General features: G+C 53.0%; 18 protein-coding genes. 10 read left to right on the forward strand and 8 right to left on the reverse strand.

What is annotated here, in order from left to right; translation table 11 throughout:
• Nucleotides 1–75: 75 nt before the first annotated feature.
• The 7 genes from HOO88_08840 (at nt 76) to HOO88_08870 (ending at nt 9,200) form a co-directional block, all read left to right on the forward strand.
• Nucleotides 76–1,476, forward strand: a complete 1,401-nt coding sequence (locus tag HOO88_08840) for a nitronate monooxygenase (protein ID NOU36859.1) — start codon at nt 76–78, stop codon at nt 1,474–1,476.
• Nucleotides 1,477–1,527: 51 nt separating this feature from the next.
• Complete coding sequence (locus tag HOO88_08845) at nt 1,528–2,307, forward strand: inositol monophosphatase (protein ID NOU36860.1); 780 nt, start codon at nt 1,528–1,530, stop codon at nt 2,305–2,307.
• Nucleotides 2,308–2,309: 2 nt separating this feature from the next.
• Nucleotides 2,310–3,134 (forward strand): class I SAM-dependent methyltransferase, encoded by an 825-nt coding sequence (locus tag HOO88_08850; GenBank protein ID NOU36861.1) that lies wholly within the window; start codon nt 2,310–2,312, stop codon nt 3,132–3,134.
• 74 nt (nt 3,135–3,208) lie between these two features.
• Nucleotides 3,209–3,607 (forward strand): universal stress protein, encoded by a 399-nt coding sequence (locus HOO88_08855; GenBank protein NOU36862.1) that lies wholly within the window; start codon nt 3,209–3,211, stop codon nt 3,605–3,607.
• A 228-nt stretch (nt 3,608–3,835) separates the two neighbouring features.
• Nucleotides 3,836–6,280 carry a DNA topoisomerase (ATP-hydrolyzing) subunit B gene (gyrB, locus tag HOO88_08860; GenBank protein ID NOU36863.1) on the forward strand — a complete coding sequence of 815 codons (2,445 nt, stop codon included), beginning with the start codon at nt 3,836–3,838 and terminating at the stop codon, nt 6,278–6,280.
• Nucleotides 6,281–6,301: 21 nt separating this feature from the next.
• A complete protein-coding gene (gene gyrA / locus HOO88_08865) occupies nt 6,302–8,806 on the forward strand; it encodes a DNA gyrase subunit A (GenBank protein NOU36864.1) in 2,505 nt (834 codons plus the stop codon).
• Nucleotides 8,807–8,813: 7 nt separating this feature from the next.
• Nucleotides 8,814–9,200 (forward strand): stress response translation initiation inhibitor YciH, encoded by a 387-nt coding sequence (locus HOO88_08870; GenBank protein ID NOU36865.1) that lies wholly within the window; start codon nt 8,814–8,816, stop codon nt 9,198–9,200.
• A gap of 112 nt (nt 9,201–9,312) precedes the next feature.
• On the opposite strand, the gene HOO88_08875 is transcribed toward HOO88_08870, so the two are convergent.
• Nucleotides 9,313–9,594 carry a peptidylprolyl isomerase gene (locus HOO88_08875; GenBank protein ID NOU36866.1) on the reverse strand — a complete coding sequence of 94 codons (282 nt, stop codon included), beginning with the start codon at nt 9,592–9,594 and terminating at the stop codon, nt 9,313–9,315.
• Nucleotides 9,595–9,701: 107 nt separating this feature from the next.
• Between HOO88_08875 and HOO88_08880 the strand changes: the two genes are divergently transcribed.
• Genes HOO88_08880 through hisB form a run of 3 tightly spaced genes read left to right on the forward strand, consistent with a single transcriptional unit; the run spans nt 9,702 to nt 10,853 of the window.
• Nucleotides 9,702–9,971 (forward strand): DUF4160 domain-containing protein, encoded by a 270-nt coding sequence (locus HOO88_08880; GenBank protein NOU36867.1) that lies wholly within the window; start codon nt 9,702–9,704, stop codon nt 9,969–9,971.
• A 4-nt stretch (nt 9,972–9,975) separates the two neighbouring features.
• A complete protein-coding gene (locus tag HOO88_08885) occupies nt 9,976–10,257 on the forward strand; it encodes a DUF2442 domain-containing protein (GenBank protein ID NOU36868.1) in 282 nt (93 codons plus the stop codon).
• Entirely contained in the window at nt 10,254–10,853 is a 600-nt protein-coding gene (gene hisB, locus HOO88_08890; GenBank protein NOU36869.1) for an imidazoleglycerol-phosphate dehydratase HisB, read from the forward strand. Before HOO88_08885 ends, hisB begins: the two co-directional genes overlap by 4 nt.
• A gap of 55 nt (nt 10,854–10,908) precedes the next feature.
• On the opposite strand, the gene HOO88_08895 is transcribed toward hisB, so the two are convergent.
• The 7 genes from HOO88_08895 to HOO88_08925 all read right to left on the reverse strand — a co-directional run bounded on the left by HOO88_08895 (nt 10,909) and on the right by HOO88_08925 (nt 20,147).
• A complete protein-coding gene (locus HOO88_08895; GenBank protein ID NOU36870.1) occupies nt 10,909–12,567 on the reverse strand; it encodes a DUF4041 domain-containing protein in 1,659 nt (552 codons plus the stop codon).
• Nucleotides 12,568–12,594: 27 nt separating this feature from the next.
• Nucleotides 12,595–13,389 (reverse strand): ion transporter, encoded by a 795-nt coding sequence (locus tag HOO88_08900; protein ID NOU36871.1) that lies wholly within the window; start codon nt 13,387–13,389, stop codon nt 12,595–12,597.
• Nucleotides 13,390–13,574: 185 nt separating this feature from the next.
• Nucleotides 13,575–14,438 carry a nucleotidyl transferase AbiEii/AbiGii toxin family protein gene (locus HOO88_08905; GenBank protein NOU36872.1) on the reverse strand — a complete coding sequence of 288 codons (864 nt, stop codon included), beginning with the start codon at nt 14,436–14,438 and terminating at the stop codon, nt 13,575–13,577.
• Nucleotides 14,425–14,973, reverse strand: coding sequence for a type IV toxin-antitoxin system AbiEi family antitoxin domain-containing protein (locus HOO88_08910; GenBank protein NOU36873.1), 549 nt, complete (start codon nt 14,971–14,973; stop codon nt 14,425–14,427). The genes HOO88_08905 and HOO88_08910 overlap by 14 nt, the downstream gene beginning before the upstream one ends.
• Before the next feature lie 86 nt (nt 14,974–15,059).
• On the reverse strand, nt 15,060–16,049 hold the full coding sequence (locus HOO88_08915; GenBank protein NOU36874.1) for a 23S rRNA (adenine(2503)-C(2))-methyltransferase RlmN: 990 nt from the start codon (nt 16,047–16,049) through the stop codon (nt 15,060–15,062).
• Between the two features lie 157 nt (nt 16,050–16,206).
• On the reverse strand, nt 16,207–18,324 hold the full coding sequence (locus HOO88_08920; GenBank protein NOU36875.1) for a DNA topoisomerase IV subunit A: 2,118 nt from the start codon (nt 18,322–18,324) through the stop codon (nt 16,207–16,209).
• A complete protein-coding gene (locus tag HOO88_08925; GenBank protein NOU36876.1) occupies nt 18,321–20,147 on the reverse strand; it encodes a type IIA DNA topoisomerase subunit B in 1,827 nt (608 codons plus the stop codon). Before HOO88_08925 ends, HOO88_08920 begins: the two co-directional genes overlap by 4 nt.
• Between the last annotated feature and the right edge of the window lie 39 nt (nt 20,148–20,186).

The following is a 20,186-nucleotide window of genomic DNA, read 5'->3' on the forward strand; positions in this document are numbered from 1 at the left end:
CGTCGCTATTCAGGTGCAAGTGGTCATACTTATACCGTCGTGAATATTGTACCTCCAAAAATAATCCAAGGCGGAATGGGTGCCAGCATTTCAAACTGGCGTCTAGCACAGGCCGTATCTCGTATCGGCCAACTCGGTGTCATTTCCGGCACGGCACTTGACGGAGTTTTGACGCGACGGCTTCAGGACGGCGATCCGGAAGGTCTCGTCCGCCGCGCGCTGGATCATTTCCCCTTCCCCGGCATGGCCCAGCGTGTTTTGGATGCTTTCTTTATTCCCGGTGGAAAACCGGAAGAGACGCCGTACAGGAAATACCCGATGCATGACCTCGAAGGTCGGCGCGAACCACTGGAACTCTGCATCGTCGGCAATTTCGTCGAGGTTTTTCTGGCCAAAGAAGGCCACTCCAACCCGGTCGGAATCAACTACCTTGAAAAAATCCAGCTCCCTCATCTGGCTTCCATCTACGGCGCTTTGCTGGCAGGCGTCGCCGTCATCATTATGGGCGCGGGCATTCCCCTGTCGATTCCCGGGGTTTTGACCGCGCTGACCCGGCATGAACAGGCGGAATATCCTATCTACATTGCCGGCGCCGACGGCAAAGGCGAAACCATCAACCTGTCTTTTGATCCGGCACAATTCATTGAAGACATTCCTTTACCGGCGGTGCTTCAGCGACCCGACTTCCTGCCGATTGTTTCATCCGAAGCACTGGCTTCCATCCTCCTGCGCAAAGCCAACGGCCCGATTGACGGATTCATCGTTGAAGGCAATCTGGCGGGCGGACATAACGCTCCGCCGCGCGGGCAAACAACACTAAGCGCGGGCGGCGAACCGGTTTACGGCCCGCGCGATATCGCCAATCTGGCGGCTTTCCGCGAGATCGGTCTGCCGTTCTGGCTGGCCGGGTCGTTCGGCTCGGCAGAAGGACTGAAGAGAGCCTTGGCGGAAGGAGCCTGCGGCGTGCAGGCCGGAACCGCTTTCGCGCTTTGCGAAGAATCCGGTCTGATGCCCGAAGTGCGCCATGAATTAATCCGCCTCGCGCTGGCTGGAAAATCGCACGTTTTCACCGATCCGCTCGCTTCACCGACCGGCTTCCCGTTCAAGGTCGCGGAACTGGCCGGAAGCCTCTCTGACGACGCGGTTTATCAATTGCGTCAGCGCGTGTGCGATCTCGGCATTCTCCGTCAGCCGTACCGGCGGGCCGACGGAACCATCGGCTATCGCTGCCCGGCTGAACCCGATTCCGCTTATACAGCTAAAGGTGGACTGGAAGAAGACACCGTCGGGCGCAAATGCCTCTGTAATGCGCTCATCGCTAATGTCGGAATGCCGCAGCGGCTGTCTGACGGAACCGACGAACACTGTCTGATTACGATGGGTGATGACCTCGCCGGCGTCGGCCAGTTCTGTTCACCCGGCAGCCTGGACTTTTCCGCCGCCGATGTCGTACGCACTCTGCTTGGAAATTCCTGAGGTTGCAGATGGGGACTTGCGGAGCCCGCCGTTCACCGTTACCTTCTCCGGATGAAAACACCGTCAAACAAACAGCTTTTGGATGTCTGTATTGAGGCCGCATGCACGGCTGGAAAACACGCTTTAAAAAATATCCACCGCCGCGAAGAAATTGCACAGAGTTTTGACCACGATGTAAAACTGGTGATGGACAGCGAATGCCAGCGGATTGCCGAAGGCATTATTCACCGGCACTTTCCCGACCACGCGATTCTCGGCGAGGAAGGATCCATCATCAAGGAGCACGCGTTCGAATGGGTCATTGATCCGATCGACGGCACCGCCAACTACACCCGCGGATTTCCCTACTGGTGCTGTTCCATCGCCGTACGGCGCGACAGTGAAATTCTAGCCGGGTGCGTTTTTGTTCCGGTGCTGAACGAATGCTACACCGCCACCGTCGACGGCCCGGCTCTTTGCAACGGTGAGCCGGTTCACGTTTCGGCTGTTCCGAGTCTTCAAAAAGCGGCGTTCTTCGCCGGGCTCACCAAGGATATTGATCCGCGTTCGCTCAGCTTTTTCAGCGATATGGCTCCGCGCGTCAGCAAAATCCGAATGCTCGGTTCGGCGGCAATCGACATCTGCCACATCGCCTGCGGCCGATCCGACGGCTACTTCGAGGCCGGACTTTATTTCTGGGATGTCGCCGCCGCCGGGCTGATTGCCGAACGCGCCGGAGCCGTCTGCACCGCTTATCCGCGCGCCGAAGAACACGGCCTGCGTTTTCTCTGTACCGTTCCGCACATTCACGCTGCCGCACGGAAACTGGTTGAAAAACATTTTAAGGACTGACCATGGCAAAGAAAAAAAAGTTTCCCGACTTACACCATCTCTACGAAGCCTCTGTGCAGGGCGTTGAAACCGACGTCGATTTCGCAGCACGGATTTTCAAAAAGAAAAACGGGCGCGGCCCGAACGATCTGCGCGAGGATTTCTGCGGCACCGCCGCCCTCGCCTGTGAATGGGTTAAACGCTCACCGCAGCACCGCGCATGGGGCGTAGATTTTGACCGTCCGACACTCGATTGGGGCATTGCACACAATGTATCGCAACTCGGCCCGAACGCCGGAAAACTGAAACTGTTCTGCTCCGACGTGCTAAAGGTCAAAACCCCGCCGGTTGACCTGGTAATTGCACTTAATTTTTCCTACTGCGTTTTCAAAACCCGCCAACTGCTGCTCACTTATTTTAAACGGGTACATGGCTCGCTGAAAAACGACGGTCTGTTCATCATGGACATCTACGGCGGGACCGAAGCGATCTCCGCCAAACTCGAACCGCGCAAGGTGGACGCCTTCACGGCCGCCGACGGAACGAAGGTTCCTTCATTCAAATACATTTGGGATCAGGCCAAATATAACGTGATTGATCACCACGTCGTGAACTACATCCATTTTGACATTCCAAAGGTTGGTAAAATCAAAAAAGCCTTCACCTACGACTGGCGACTCTGGACTCTGCCGGAGCTGCAGGAACTGCTGATCGAAGCCGGTTTTAAATCAGCCGAAGTCTATCTGCACGACTGGACTAAAGACGGAGAATCGGACGACATCTACCGCCGGCGCACAACGTATGAAAACGCGCTCGGCTGGGTCGCCTACGTCGTCGGGATCAAATAACCTTACACTGTTTTCCGGTTTACTTTCCCGAGGCTCCTGCCAATAATAAAGACGAAGACAAAGGAGGGCTATCAATGAAAATCTTATCGACTGTGGACTTCTCGACTACGTCGGAAACTATCCTGAAAATTACGAAAACCTATGCGAGCAAGCTGAATGCCGAGGTATTCCTGATTCATGCAGAGCCATTAGAAGCCGATGTTGACGATCCGGAACATGACACCAAACCGGAATCCATGCGCTTAAGAAAAGATGCGTTAGCGCTGGAAAAAGCCGGTGTAAAAGTGACGCCTTTGTTTATACAGGGACCGGCTTGTGAAATTATTCTTGCGGAAGCCATACGGCTAAAAGTCGATCTGGTTATCATCGGTGCGCATGGACATGGCGGAACGAACTGCAAGGTGTCTGTCGGCAGCATCAGCGAATGCATTCTGCTTCGATCAAAGATACCGGTACTGGTTGTTCCTCTTTGATTTCAAACTGACCGGCGGCACTTTTCGGCGCTGATAAAAATCTGAAAATTTTCCGATATTCGGCGCTTTTTTTCTTGCCTTTTCCAAACTCCAGAAACCTGACCGACTTCACATAAAACCCCCGTAAAATAAGGGGTTTTTTTGTTTTTTTTACCCAGTTTTCGGTAGTCATTTTCCGGCCGTTTCTATAGAATGCGTCCCTTAGAATTTGAGGAGAAAAAGAGACTTATGTCAGACGAAATTATTGAGCAAAAACCGAAGAAATCCGCCGGGTACGGCGCAGACCAGATCACCGTTCTCGAAGGAATGGCCGCCGTCCGGAAACGCCCTGCGATGTACATCGGTGACACCGGCATCCGCGGCTACCACCACTGTGTATATGAAGTCGTTGATAACTCTATTGACGAAGCGCTGGCGGGTTATTGCACCCATGTGGACGTCACCATCAACTCCGACGGTTCACTTACCGTCACCGACGACGGTCGCGGCATTCCGGTGGACATGCATCCGACCGAACACAAACCGGCGGTTGAAGTGGTTCTGACGGTATTGCACGCGGGCGGCAAGTTCGACAATGACTCCTACAAGGTTTCCGGCGGTCTGCACGGCGTCGGCGTTTCCTGCGTAAATGCTCTTTCAGAATGGCTCGAAGTCGAAGTCTGTCGCAATGGACAGGTTTATCATCAGCGTTTTAAACGCGGCGCCACAGCGTCACAGCTCGAAGTAATCGGGAAAACCCAGAAGACCGGAACCAAAGTCACCTTCAAACTCGACCACGAGATTTTCACTCACGAAGGCTTTCAGTGGGATATTCTGGCCTCGCGTCTGCGCGAACTGGCCTTCCTGAACCGCGGCGTACGTATCCGTCTGGCACAAGAGGAACCGGCACGCGAAGAAATTTTTGAATACGAAGGCGGTATCTGCGAATTCGTGCGTCACCTGAACAAAGGCAAAGTGGCGATTCACCCGGACGTGATCTACTTCCAGTGCGAAAAGGACGGTGTGACCGCTGAAATCGCGATGCAGTACAGCGATTCGTACAACGAGAGTATCTACAGCTTCGCCAACAACATCAACACCATCGAAGGCGGCACACACCTTTCCGGTTTCCGCAGCGCCCTCACCCGCACCGTCAATCAGTACGCCCGCAACAGCAAGCTGATCAAAGATGAAAAGCAGGCGATGAGCGGCGACGATATCCGCGAAGGGCTCACGGCCGTCATCAGCGTAAAGATTCCCAATCCTCAGTTTGAAGGCCAGACCAAGACCAAACTCGGCAACGGCGAAGTGCAGGGAATTGTCGAAGCCATCGTCAACGAGGAACTCGGCACCTATTTCGAAGAAAACCCGTCCGTCGCCCGCGGCTTGATCGAAAAAGCCGTACTGGCGGCCCGCGCCCGTGATGCGGCGCGCAAAGCCCGCGACCTGACCCGCCGCAAAGGCGCGCTCGAAAGCGGCGGTCTGCCCGGCAAACTGGCCGACTGCTCCAGCCGTGATCCGGCACTGTGCGAGCTTTATATCGTAGAAGGTGACTCCGCAGGCGGTTCCGCCAAACAGGGCCGCGACCGCGAGTTCCAGGCAATCCTTCCGGTGAAGGGTAAAGTCATCAACGTCGAAAAGGCGCGACTGGACAAAGTACTGGCCAACGAGGAAATCCGCACAATGATCACCGCGATCGGAACCGGAATCGGTTCCGATGAGTTTGATCTGAGCAAAACGCGCTACAACACCATCGTCATCATGACCGATGCGGACGTGGACGGGGCGCACATCCGTACGCTGTTACTGACATTCTTCTACCGCCAGATGCCGCAGCTGATTGAAGCAGGCTACATCTACATTGCCCAGCCGCCGCTCTACAAAATCAAACGCAAGAAGCGCGAGGAGTACATCGAAAGCGAAGCCCACCTGACCCGCATCCTGCTCGACCTCGGCTCCGAAGACCAGACGCTCGTCTGCCCGCTCGGTAATACACTGCTCGAATCGGTGCAACTTCCGGATGTCCTGCTGTTACTGAGCGATGTGGAACGTATCGCCGCCCAAATGGTTCGTCGCGGCATGGATTTCGACGATTACGTCAGCCGGATAACCAGTGACTGCCGCCTGCCCTCGTTCCGCGTAGAGATTGACCACGGCGAAGGCGAACCGCAGATTCACTATGTCTTCAACGACGCCGAACTGCGCGACTTACGCGAAAGAACAGAGGCTTCGCTCGGCAAAGAACTCGAAATCGCCGACTCGCTGACCGGCGGACCGGGCTTCCGCTGGATGGAAATCCATACGGCTGAACGGCTCGAAAAGCTAATCGCTCAGTTGGATGCAAAAGGGTTCCACGCCCGCTGTGTCTCGCACCTCGAAACGCCGGAGTTTTATCTGGTGGACGAAAAGGGCGAAAAGAAAGCGCTGCACTCGCTGCTGGAACTGCTCACCACAATTCGCGAACTGGGACGCCGCGGTCTTTCGATCCAGCGCTACAAAGGTCTCGGGGAAATGAATCCCGAGCAGCTCTGGGAAACCACGATGGATCCGGCGAAACGCAAAATGACCCGCGTGGTGCTCGAAGACGTCGTCAAGGCCGACCAGATGTTCACCATCCTGATGGGCGATGAAGTTGAACCGCGCCGCGAGTTCATCGAAAAGAACGCCCTCAACGTACAGAACCTCGACATTTAACGCACAGGAAACTTTACCGCAATGAATACACAACAGCATCAGCGTATTGATCTGGTCAATATCGAAGACGAAATGCAGCGCGCCTACATCGACTACTCGATGAGCGTGATCATCGGCCGCGCCCTGCCCGATGCGCGCGACGGTCTCAAGCCCGGCAACCGCCGCATCCTTTTCGCCATGAAAGAACGCGGCTGGGTCAGCAGCAAGCCTTTCGTCAAGTGCGCAAAAATCGTCGGGGAAGTGATCGGTAACTATCATCCGCACGGCGACACGGCGGTCTATGACACGATGGTGCGTATGGCGCAGGATTTCTCCATGCGCTGCATGCTCATCAACGGTCAGGGAAACTTCGGCTCCATCGACGGCGACCGCGCGGCGGCCTACCGGTACACCGAATGTAAACTGCTCCCGCTGGCCGAAGAAATGCTGGCCGACATCGACAAAAACACCGTCGATATGCGCCCTAACTTCGACGAAACGCTCATGGAGCCGACCGTTCTGCCGGCTCGCGTCCCCAACCTGCTCATTAACGGCAGTACCGGGATCGCCGTCGGGATGGCTACGAACATTCCGCCGCACAATCTGAGCGAGGTGATCGACGGAACCATCCATCTGATTGAAAATCCGAATGCCACCGCAGAGGATCTCTGTCAGTTCATCAAAGGCCCCGACTTCCCGACTGCCGGTATCGTTCACGGCCTTGGCGGAATCCGATCCATGTACCTCACCGGCCGCGGCCGCATCCGGATGCGCGGCAAAGCCGATATCGAGGAATTCGGCAACGGCCGCGAACGCATCATCATCACCGAAATTCCGTACGCCGTAAACAAAGCCGCCATGATCACCCGTATGGCCGAACTGGTGCGCGAAAAAAATCTCGAAGGCATTTCGGATATCCGCGACGAATCCGGCAAGCTCGGCATCCGCGTGGTCATCGAGCTTAAAAAAGGCGCGATCGGCAAAGTCGTACTCAACAACATTTACAAACACACCCAACTGGCGAGCACCTTCGGCGCGATCATGCTGGCTATCGACGGCAACCGCCCGCGCATCATGAACCTCAAGGAACTGCTGCAGTGCTTCATCAAACACCGCTTTCAGGTGATCACCCGCCGCACACAGTTCGATCTCGATAAAAACCGCGCCCGCGCCCATATCCTTGAAGGGCTGCTCATCGCGTTAGACAACCTTGACGAAGTGGTCCGGATCATCCGCGCTTCCAAGTCGCGCGAAGAAGCTCAGACCAAACTGATCGAACGCTTTCAGTTCAGCGAACTGCAGGTTAAAGCAATCCTCGATATGCGCCTCTATCAGCTGACGGGTCTGGAGCGCGACAAAATCCAGGCCGAGTTCGACGAACTCCAGAAGCAGATTGCCTACCTGATCGATCTGCTCGAACATGAAGAGAAGCTTTACGGCGTCATCAAAGACGACCTCGCCGAAATCAAAGCCAAATACGGCGAACCGCGCCGCACGCAGTTGGAAATCGACGAAGGCGAAATTGATATCGAAGATCTGATCGCCGACGAACCCTGCGCCATCACGCTGTCCAACACCGGCTACATCAAGCGCGTGCCGGTCGATACCTACCGGCAGCAGCGCCGTGGCGGCAAAGGCGTCATGGGCATGGATACCAAGGACGAGGATTTTGTCGAACACGTTTTCACCGCTTCGACTCACGACTACCTGCTCTGCTTCACGCAGGCGGGCCGTATGTATTGGCTCAAAGCCTACCACGTGCCGGAAGGCAGCCGCACAGCGCGCGGACGCGCGCTGGCCAACGTCATTGAAATGGGTCCGGAAGAAAAGCTGGCCGCCATTCTCTGCGTACGCGAACTCGATGACGATGCACACAATCTGCTGATGGCCACCAAAAACGGCATCATCAAAAAGACCGTTCTGTCGGCTTACAAAAACATCCGCGCCGGCGGCATTAATGCCATCAACGTGGATGAAGGCGATCAGCTCATCGGCGTACAGCTCACCGGCGGAACGAATGAAATCATTCTCAGCATGCGCAACGGTAAAGCGATCCGCTTCAATGAAGAGGACGCCCGCCCGATCGGTCGTACTGCTCGCGGCGTCAAAGGCGTTACCCTTGAAGGCGACGATCAGGTCGTCTCCATCGAAATCGTCAACACCGCCGCCACCATGATGGCGATCACCGAAAACGGTTACGGCAAACGCACCAACTTCGACGAATACCGTCTGCAAAGCCGCGGCGGTAAAGGGATCATCAGCATCCAGACCACGGAACGAAACGGTAACGTCGTCAGCGCTCACGCAGTAACAAATGAAAACCGCATCATGCTGATTTCCCAGAACGGACAGATGATCTGCATCGGGGCAAGCGACCTGCGCGTCATCGGCCGCAACACGCAAGGTGTGCGACTGGTCAATCTCAACGAAGGCGACAAGATTGTTTCCGCCGCCGTTCTTGACCCGGAAGCGGAAGTTACTGAAACAGTCGCCCCGGTTTCGACCGAGGTTGTTGAAGCGGACGTTCCGGAAACTGACGCTGAGTAGGCCGGTCATGCCGATTGATCTGGGCAGTCTTGATCTGACCCCGGAGTGGAGCAAAACCACTCCGGGCAGTCAGCTTCCGCCGAAAAAAGACAAACCCCATCAAAAGCCGTCCACCCCGCTTGTCCGCCGAAGCTTTAGCGAAGGAGGAAAAGGCGACGGTATTGTGCGTGTCGGAAGAGAAACCAAAGGCCGCAAAGGTTCCGGCGTTACAGTGATCACCGGGATTCCGTCCCATCCGGAAGGACTGGAAAAGCTGGCGAAGCAGTTTAAGCAGCAATGCGGAACCGGCGGAACCGTCAAGAACGGCGTCATTGAAATCCAAGGCGATCACCGCGACCTGCTCGTCAAAGAATTATCCGCCCTCGGATATACCGTTAAAAAGGCGGGTGGATAATTGGTTTTGGACTGCGCAGGCTTGCCTGCGCTTTATGAAGTGGAGCTTGCTCCACAAGTTCACCGAAGCAAGCTTCGGAAAACAAGGCGGCGGCAAGCCGCCGCATTCCATATTAATTCGTCCGCATGGTCACTTCGACCAGATGGTAGCCGAATTGCGTTTTGACCGGCCCCTGCACCTTGCCGATTTCGGCACTGAAAACCACCTGATCGAACTCGCGAACCATCTGGCCGGGTGAAAAAGTTCCCAGCGCCCCGCCCTTTTGTCCAGACGGACACTGCGAATGCTGTTTCGCCAGCGCGGCGAAATCCGCACCATCGGCGATCTGCTGTTTGAGTTTATTGCACTCTGCTTCGGTACTGACGAGAATGTGTCTTGCTGCGGCCTTTGCCATATGAATCCCCTTTTGTTTTTAATCTGAAAGGAGGTAATAGCCTTTTGAAATATGGTTTACAAACCAATCTTCCAGCGACTATCCTTCGGCAGTTTTTGGAGAATGCGATGCCTGTTATATCCATGTTTTACGGACTTATTATTCATCTATACTTTCTGGACAACCAGCGGCACAAAAAGCCCCATATTCACGTGAGTTATCAAGGTCAGGAAGCTGTTGTTTCGATTCCCGATGGAGATTTGCTCGATGGAACCCTGCCGCCAAATAAAATGAAGCTTGTGCAGGCATGGATTGAAATTCACCGGGACGAATTGATAGCGGACTGGTCACTGGCAGCAAAAGGACAGTTGCCCTATAAAATTGAACCGCTAAAATGATCGCATGAACCCCGATTTAAAAACAGTTAAAGCCCGTAATGACTACAAGCTCGATCTGGTTTTCGAGAATGGAGAAACCGGCGTGTTTGACTGCGCCCCCCTACTCGACTTCGGCGTATTCAGGGAACTAAACGACCGGAATTATTTCGAACAGGTTTTCGTTACATTCGGAACGGTTGCCTGGCCTAATGGGCAGGATATCTGTCCTGATACCCTTTACCTCACAGCAACCGGTAAAGAAAAGCAGCTAATGGTTGCAGAAGAACCGGAAGGATATGGAAAATGAAACAGCGGAAAGCAACGATACAGCGCAAAACGAACGAAACGGATATCTGCCTGTCGATCAACCTCGACGGCACCGGAACCTATTCGATTGAAACCGGCGTGCCGTTTTTCAACCATATGCTGGAACTGCTTTCCAAACACTCGCTAATCGACATGGATATCAAAGCCTCCGGCGATATTCAGGTGGACTACCACCACCTCATCGAAGATGTCGGTCTGGCGCTCGGACAGGCTTTCAACGAAGCGCTCGGCGAACGGCGCGGCATTAACCGCTACGGCTTCTGGCTGCTTCCGATGGACGATGCGCTCGCCAGCGCCGAAGTATCGCTCGATCTCGGCGGACGCCCCTACCTCGTCTACGAAATTTCCAATAAGAAAAATCTGATCCGCGACTTCGATACCGATATTCTCGGTCACTTCTGGCGCTCGTTCTGCGACACCGCCAAACTGAACCTTCACATCGATCAGAAATATGGCGACGATCTGCACCACGCCCACGAAGCCGTCTTCAAAGCCGTCGCCCGCGCTCTGCGCATGGCCTGCACCGCCGACGAACGCGCCCTCGATGCCCTGCCATCGAGTAAAGGGAAAATCTGATAGAATGATAAGTTATGAACGATAAATACTGAATAACACATTCAGCACTTGTCGTTTAGGACTTATCCCTCGTCGCCGACCCGCTAGCCGTGATTGTCAGATCGGCGACGGGCAATTCCAAACCATTACAGGGAGTAAGCCCTTCCTTGTCAGCGATATCGCTACCTGCAAAGGAGTCTGCCGGCTCTAGCAATAACTGCCGATTGATCCATGCATCTTTCTTCGCAGGATCTTCCGCTATTGCTTTTTCGATCAACATACTTTGTCGATACTCTTCCGCCAAGGCAGCCATCGTCCATTTAGCAACTAACCCAAACTTCTCGACCTCTTCACGGATATGGCCAATATCAACTTTGAAAAATTCCTTTCGATAGTTAACTTTATTCATCTGCATCATAACGAAATGCTTATGTAGTTGATTTTCCAAGGCGGGGGCATCCTCGCTGAAAATCAATGCGTGGACATCGAATTCAAAGGGCACGCTAGAGTCACCAAGCTCTTTAATCCGATCCAATGGATCCAATCTTCTGGTCAAACCGATCTTGTAAACATGCTCTCCGAACGAGCCGATATTTGAAATAATATAGACATGACCGCGTTTTGTTTGTTGCGCCATGGATAGAGCTCTTTGACTCTTTTCTTCAGCGGCTCTTAGTCTCTCCGATAACTCAGTAAGCTGCGCCTCGTATTTCACCTTTTGCTCTTCGCTTGCTTGAGCAATTTGCGCCTGAGCTTTTTCCATCGCCTTTCTGAGTATATCCTCTTCTTTGGCCGCATCCTTCATTGCACGCTCAAAATCCCGCCGCGCTTTTTCTTCTTCCTTGATCTGCTCCTTAATCCGTCGTTGCTCTTCTTTCTCTTCCAGTTTGAGCTGCTGAGCCACCGCCGCCCATTTCAATTCATCAATACGCGAAGCTAAATACTCGGGAGATATGGCCGCCTCCCTAAAAGCCTTTCCGTTGTGATTAACGAGGGTAAATGCATCCTTGATTTCTTGCTCCAACTTCCCTGCATTATCATTTTTGATGCGGGACAATATGGAGTCAACCTTACCGTTGAATGCATCGACAACAAAATCCATCGCCGTATCTTTTCGCTTCGCCTCAACGTACTCACAGGTTGCCGCCGTACTATTACATACCATAGATTTTGTGCGTTCACGGGCGGCCTTGAGGTTGATCCCAGCCTCTGTGAATCCGAAATCTTCTGCTAAATCATCAAGCAAACTGCGCCGTGGTATGAGATATTCATCACCGTAACCTTCGATGATATTCTTCATCGCTTTTGCTGTTTTCCCCAGTTGCTCCACGTTCTTCATGGCTTCGTACGCAGAGCCCGCTATCTCTTCCGCCTTCTTTTCAGCTTCAGCGACAATTCCCTTCGCCTGAACTATCGCAGAATCAAGACCCCTCAATGCTTCAACTTCTAGGTTTTTTGCTCTTTGGGCGCTTTCAGATATCATAGAGGCGGCCTGAGTCTTAGCATTCTCAAGTTCAGCCTGTGCTGTGATCAGTATTTCTTTCGCCCTTCCATCGGCATCGTCAACAACCTGCCACTTTGAAAGCCGTGTATTTTCTATTTTTAATCTGGAGAGCGTGGTCCCCAGTTCAGAAGCTTTTTTTTCTGCCGCGGTTTTTTTAATCGAGATTCGAAACAGAACCGCAATAAGTATAACGATTATTACAGCGAAACTAAGCGCAAGTATTTGATTCATCTATCGTTCTTCTTTCTTCCAGGCACACTAGGGCAGTTTCTTTCCGCAGTGCGGACAACATGCTGCCCTAGATTCCTTAGACTTCTGGATTGCCTCAACAAAGCCAGCCCCGAGAATCCCGGTGGGGAGCGCAAACATACCGATACCAAGAACTGCCACTATGCTTGCACATACTTTCCCGAGGACGGTGATTGGACACATGTCGCCGTAACCTACAGTTGTTATCGTGGTGACAGCCCACCACATAGTTGCCGGAATGCTTGAAAAGGTTTTTGGCTGTGCTGCGTTTTCGCAGCAATAAAGCAAACTGGAAGCTACAACGAGGAGAATCCCCATTAAAACCGACGTGAGAACAAGCTCCTCCTTCTTAGAGCGAAGAACGTGTCTTATCAGATTAAGGGATGAATAATAATGTCCAATCTTGGCAACACGAAGGATCCGAAAGAGACGCAGAACTCGAAGCGTCCGGAGGTCTATGCCAAGGAACGGAAGATAAAAAGGAAGAATGGATAAAAGATCGACAATAGACATCGCTCTCAAAGCGAAACGAATACGTCCAAAAATATGTCCGCTAAAACGATGATCGGCTGTGCACGACCAAAGCCTCGCAATATATTCCATAGTGAAAATACTGACCGAAAAAACCTCAAAAATATTTAAAAAAATACCCCATCGATCCTGTATGGATTGAACAGATCCTGCAATTACAGCAAGAACGTTGAGAAAAATGAGCGATAAAATGGCTATCATAAATATTCGGCTCACAGGGTCTTCTGGTTTTGCTGCCGAAATGATTTCCCATGTGCGTTTACGGATACTCATGATTGTCCTTTATTCACGTGTACGTTGTGGAATGCCACACAATACGAGGTTGAAACTGACAAGGAAACTAAATTAGATTCATTTCCCCGCCAACTGCCCGCAGGCGGCGGCGATGTCGTCGCCGAGGGAATAACGCAGCGTCACCTTGAACCCGGCGCGTTTCAGCTCATCGCCGACGCGGGGCTTTAAATTGCCTGTCTGATCAAGGCTGCCTGATCCTGTAAATTAAGCAGCAAAAGTTTCCAGAATTCCGGCTGTCCAAGCATTTCGCGAACGTCTGTAGCAGGAAGAAATCTCTCCATCTCTTTGCGGAAGTCCTGCCGGTGTTCCGGATTATTCCCCAAGTCATCCAACCGGCTGAGCAGAACGGATAAAAACTCCTGCCGGAGACGCTGGCGGTCGTCGAGCTTGCATAACAACAGCGGGATATCCAGACGGATCCCCTGTCGATCCAGCCAGAGCATGTCCCACAGATCACGATACTTGACCCGGTTGGGACGAAACGCCAGAGCAACCCATTTGTCGGCGAGAATTTCCTCGCGGGTCTGCGCCTGTAAGATCAGCCCTTCGGTTCCCATGTTCACGCCGTAAAAGTTGCGTAGCATTGCAGGTCGCGGCTGGTGACTTGGCACGGCGCAAATATCAATGTGAATGCGCTGTGCAGGAAGGTGCTTCGTGCCCGGACGGGTCTGAATGCGTACCTTCCAGGTGCACACATTTCCCTCCTCCCGTTCCGGATCGCTGACATCAACAGGCAGGCCGTACTTGTTGAGAAGAGTTTTTTCCAGCAGCGGTTTCAGTCCCGCCAGCCGGGCAGGATCGAATCTGCTCCCTCCGGCAAAGTCCAGATCTTCGCTCAGCCGGGGCGAACCGTAACAGGCGCGCAGACAGGTTCCTCCGATAAACGTCAGGCCCGTCAACAGTCCGTTGCGGCTCATTTCGCGCAGAATGTCGTGATGCAGCAGTTCTTTCTCAAGAGCCGGACGTACCGTTCCGAGGGCCTGCTCCGATTGCATTGCCTGTTCCACCAGCCGATCAAACAGATTCATTCGCCACCTCCTGATTCACCAGTCCGGTATCTCTACGGGTTGCCCGCATATCTCGCAACGCCAACGGTACCGATGCACGCCACAGATGGAACCGTGGATCGTAGGTCAGCAACGGTGTCAGCTCTTCGGCCTTTCTGCGGGTGTGCACAAACTCAATACTTCCATATGCCCCGCAGGCCGTAACACCGGATCGGCCCGAGGACATCAGAGTAAGACGGTTCACGGGAATTTGTGAGATCACTCCCGCTTCGCTCAACACCGTTTCCAAACTCAGATAATTGAAAAAACCAGCGCGCAGGGAAGCGGCCGTATGCCCTAAAAGATCACTACCGCGAAGGGTTGAATCAGGCAGAATATAAATTCCCCGGCAGACCCGGATTAGATCACCTCTGCGTTCCAGCCGCGTCACCACTGACTTGAAAGCGCCTTCCCCGTGTCCCGGGAGCAAAGCCCGCAGGTCTGACAAAGCAAACACCCGTGCCTTTGCATCAGCAAAGTCCCGCAAGCTCCTGATTAACTCAAACATGGGTTGCATCGGTGTTTAGTGTACATTAAGTTCCGTTTAGTGCAACCTTTTGTATAGAAATAACAGCCTTGAATTGCCTCTTACCCTTTCGTTTTTCATTTCCCCGCCAGCTGGCCGCAGGCGGCGGCGATGTCGTCGCCGAGGGAGTAGCGCAGTGTTACTTTAAATCCGGCGCGCTTCAGTTCATCGGCGAAGGCTTTACGGGTCTCTTCGGAAACCGGTTCGAACTGTGCGCCGGGGTGCGGATTAAACTGAATCAGGTTGATGTGCGCTTTCGTGCCGTGCAGAAAGTCGATCAAAGCGGCGGCATCTTCCGGCCCGTCGTTGATGCCCTTCAACAAAAGAAGCTCAACCATAAACTCCCCGACCTCCGGCAAAACAGATTTCAGCTTTTCCAGCGTATAAACTTTGGCAACCGGCATAATCCGCTCGCGGACTTCCTGCCGCGCGCTGTGCAGGCTGAGCGCCAGCCGGATGGTTGGAAACCGTTCTGAAAAACGCACCATCGCATCCGGAATGCCGACGGTAGAAACCATCAGGTGGTTGTCGGAGAGATTGAAAAACCGCGGATCGCGCAGGATTTCCAGACATTGGAAAAGGTTCGCTTCGTTGCGGAGCGGCTCGCCCATGCCCATCACTACGACGTTGCGAAGCGTCCGCCCTTCTTCGCGCAAAAGCCGCTTGGCGAGCAAAACCTGATCGAGCATTTCGTCGGCGGTCAGGTTGCGGATGAAACCGAGCTTACCGGTGGCGCAAAACTGACAGTCGGCGGCGCAGCCGATCTGCGATGAAATACAGAGGCTTGTCCGGCCCGAGGCGATCCGTAGAATCACGGCCTCGATCTTGTGTCCGTCAGCTGTCCGCAGGACCATTTTGGTTGCGCCGTCGCGCTGCGAGTCGTGCCGCTCTATTGTTTCCGATGCGTGGAAAACAAGTTGCCCAGTCAGCTCCGGTGCTTTCTCCAGACATTCTTCGAGCGGCAGTGCCTTCTTGAAAAAAGCGTTGCGGAAAAGCTTCAGACGGTGCGGTTCCCGGCAAAGGGTTTCCAATGTCTGAATGTCGTACACAGAATTCATTTTAACCATGGAATACACCGAAGACACTGAACAGGAACGTTTACCAGCGAATGAATAAATCTACGAATGAATCGTTATTCAAAATCCCCGTATTCGTAAATTTTATTCATTCGCTGGTCAAAATTCTTTTGGCTCCCTCAGCCTTTCGAAGCGCCCGCACACCTCTTTAGAGCAGAACGCCTTGCGGAGCTTCTTCGTCATCGCGCCACCAGCGTCCGGGCTTGGTATCGATATACTGCACCGATTTAGTGGTGAGACGGTTGCCTTTTGCTTTGGAGCCTTTGACGGCGAGGTCTTTGATTTTAAAGAACTGCTGATGAATCCGCTGGCCCTTCGCGGGGCGGTAGCGGAGGTAAAGTTCGTCGGGGCAGCCTTCCTGAAAGAAAAGTATTTTTGAACCTTCCGGCGCGAGCTGGTAGTCGCGATTCATTATAGTGCCGCCGAAGGTGAAACGCTTGATATAGGTTTCACGGTCGTTGGTATAGACACAGGTCATTTCTCGATCCCGGTCGAAGATGGCGTTGTAGAGCAGGTTGCCGTCCACAAACAGTTTTTCCGGCGGCGGAACCATTTGGTAGCGACCGTCATCCCAGACAAAAATCAGCTTATCGAGCGAGGAACATTTCAGGAGCGACTCGCCTTTGACTCCGGAGCCGACAAAGTGACTTTCCAGATCGTGCTGGATATGAAGTTCGGTGGCGGTCAGCTCGCGAACCTCGATCTCCTTGAACGTTTTGATCTGAGTGAGGCGGGGATAGCGGTCTTTGTATTTTTTAATGAGCTCTTTGAGGTAGCGGGTGGCGTACACCGTCAGGCTCTTGAGGTTTTTCTCCACTTCATCAAGCTCGGCAAGGATTTTCTCGATCTCCTCTTTATTCTTACTCATGTCGAAGAGCGAGATGCGCTTGATCTGGATGGCGAGCAGCATTTCGATGTCTTCGGTCACAACAGGCCGGCGAAGCAGTTTCTTGAAGGGCTCAAGACCTTCCATGACAGCTTTATGAACCGCTTCATAGGTTTTACACTGTTCAATTTTTTTATAGATCCGATTCTCGACGAATATCTGTACCAGCGTCTTCGTGTGAAAGGCGTCGAGCAGTTTGTCTTTTCTCAGGTTGAGTTCCGCTTCAAGAATCGTGAGCAGTTGGTTCGTATTCAGATGCAGAATTTCATCCACCGTCATTTCGACGGGACGATTATTGCGAATCACCACGATGCGGCTGGTGATGGCCGTTTCACAGGCGGTAAAAACATAGAGGGCCTGTCTGACCTGTTCCGGATCGGCACCCTGCGAAAGAACCAGCTCAATCTCGACGTTTTCAGCGGTAAAATCATTAATGGCGCGCACGGCCACTTTTTTCTTCCGCACCGCTTCTTCGATGGACGTGGTCAGCGATTCGGTGGTCTGGCCGTACGGCAGATCGGTGATGATCAGCCGGTTGCCGCCGCGCTCTTCGATTTTCGCGCGGACTTTGACTTTGCCGCTTCCGTTGTCGTATTCGGAAACATCCATGAGTCCGCCAGTCTGAAAGTCGGGCAACGCGGTGCATTTATGCGGCGTGCGCACTTTCTCGTGGAGAATTTCAATCTGCTCCTGAAGCAGTTCGATAAAGTTGTAGGGCAGAATTTTGGTCGAAAGCCCGACGGCGATTCCATCGGCACCGAGCATGAGCAGCAACGGCAGTTTACACGGCAGAACAACTGGCTCCTTGTTGCGCCCGTCGTAGCTGGGAATGTAGCGCGTGAGCTCCTTGTTAAACAGTTCTTCACGGGCCAGCGGAGTGAGTCGGCATTCAATATAGCGCGGAGCGGCGGCGCGGTCGCCGGTGTAAATGTTGCCGAAGTTTCCCTGTCCTTCGATCAGATAGCCACCGAGATTAGTCAGGTTCACCAACGCATCGTTGATGGATGCGTCGCCGTGCGGATGATACTGCATGGTGTGGCCGACCACGTTGGCGACTTTAATAAAGCGTCCGTCATCCTTTTCGGACAGCGCATGCATAATGCGGCGCTGCACTGGTTTCAAACCGTCTTCAACATTCGGAATGGCACGGTCGCAAATGACATAGGACGCGTATTGCAGAAAATTGAAGTCCACCAACTGGCGAAGCGGGCCGTGTTCCGAATCCAGCGCAAGCCGCGAGCGCTCCCCCTTTTTGAGAACGGGAACTTCGACAAGTTCGTCCTCCGGCGCAACAGCCTTCTTTTTTGCCGCCATTTTTTTGGCGGGCTTTCCCGGTTCCGGCAGCACGTCGCCAAAAAGCATTTCCTGTTCTTCGCTCATAGGATTTCTTCGTCCACTACCAGATTTTCCATGATATAGGTGCGGCGTTCCTGCGTGTTTTTGCCCATGTAAAAGGTGAGCACCTCCGGAATGGAATGATCTTCATCCACGACCACCGGAGTGAGCCGCATTTCTTTGCCGATGAAAGCCTTAAACTCGCCAGGAGAAATTTCGCCAAGCCCTTTAAAGCGGGTCATTTCGCAACTGCGCCCAAGCTTTTCAGCGGCCTCATCGCGTTCTTTCTCGGAATAGCAGTAGAGCGTTTCTTTTTTATTCCGGACACGGAACAGCGGCGTTTCCAAAATCTTAAGATGACCGTCGCGCACCAGTGGCTCGAAAAAGCGCAGAAAAAAAGTGATCATTAGATTACGAATATGCAGTCCGTCCACATCGGCGTCGGTGGCGAGAATGACGTGGCCGTAGCGCAGATCTCCGGCAGAGTCTTCAATATTCAGACTGCGCATGAGGTTGTAGAGTTCGACATTTTTATAAAGCGCGTCACGTTTGAGATCCCAGACGTTGAGCGGCTTGCCTTTCAGCGTGTAGATCGCCTGCCGGGTAACATCGCGACAACTGACCAGTGAGCCAGCGGCGGACTGTCCTTCGGTGATGAAAATCATCGTATCGTCGTGAGTCCCCTTCTCTTTGCTGAAATGCTGCTTACAGTCTTTGAGTTGCGGGACGCGAATGGAAACCGCTTTGGAACGCTCACGGGCCAGTTTTTTTACATCCTGAAGTTCTTTGCGCAGGCGCTGGCTGTCTTTGATTTTTTCGATCAGTTTGTCGGCTTCCGGCCGATTACGGTGAAGCATTTCGACAATGGCTTTTTTGATATCGGCGACCAGATCGGCACGTATTTCGGTGTTGCCGAGTTTATTTTTCGTTTGCGATTCAAAAACCGGTTCTTTGAGGCGAATCGCGATGGCACCGAGAATTCCTTCGCGTACGTCGTCGCCGTCGAACTTGCTGTCAGAGTATTCATTAACCGCCTTAAGAACGCCTTCTTTGAAGGCGCTAAGGTGAGTGCCGCCGTCAACGGTGAACTGTCCATTGACGAAGGAATAGTAATCTTCGCTAAACCGGTTGGTGTGCGTGAAAGCGATTTCGAGCATTTTGTCGCGGTAGTGGAATGGCTCATAAACTTTTTCAAACTCGCTTTCGTCGGCGATCAGATCCAGCAGTCCGCCCTCAGAAACAATTTTCTTCCCGTTGAAAACCAGCGTGAGTCCGGCGTTGAGGTAGGAATAAAAACGCAGACGGCGCTCAATGTGATCCTCGCGGAACTTGTAGATTTTAAAAATTTCCGGATCCGGCGAAAAGCTGATGAAGGTTCCGTTTTCTTCCGTCTTCGACTTTCCTTTTTCTTCAGTCTCCAGAACACCCTGAGTGAAACGCGCCTCGACAAACTCGCCGTCACGGTGAGATCGAACAGCGAAGTAACTGGAAAGCGCGTTGACGGCTTTCGTGCCGACGCCGTTAAGTCCGACACTGAACTGAAAAACGTCATCGTTGTATTTGGCACCCGTGTTGATACGCGAAACGCATTCGACCACCTTGCCGAGCGGAATGCCGCGTCCATAGTCGCGCACATTCACCGTATCTTCTTCGATGGTAATTTCGACCTTCTTGCCGTGCCCCATGATGAACTCGTCGATGGCATTATCGACAACTTCCTTGAGCAGAACATAGATCCCGTCGTCGTAGTGATTACCGTTGCCGGTTCGTCCGATATACATCCCGGCGCGGGCCCGGATATGCTCCAGAGACGAGAGAGTTTTGATCTTACTTTCGTCGTAAACGTGTTTTTTGTCTTCGTTGGCCATTTGCTTAAAAACCACCAGATATTGGGCTTTCTCACCCTT

This window comes from Kiritimatiellaceae bacterium, from assembly GCA_013141415.1.
Lineage (GTDB): Bacteria > Verrucomicrobiota > Kiritimatiellia > Kiritimatiellales > Tichowtungiaceae > Tichowtungia.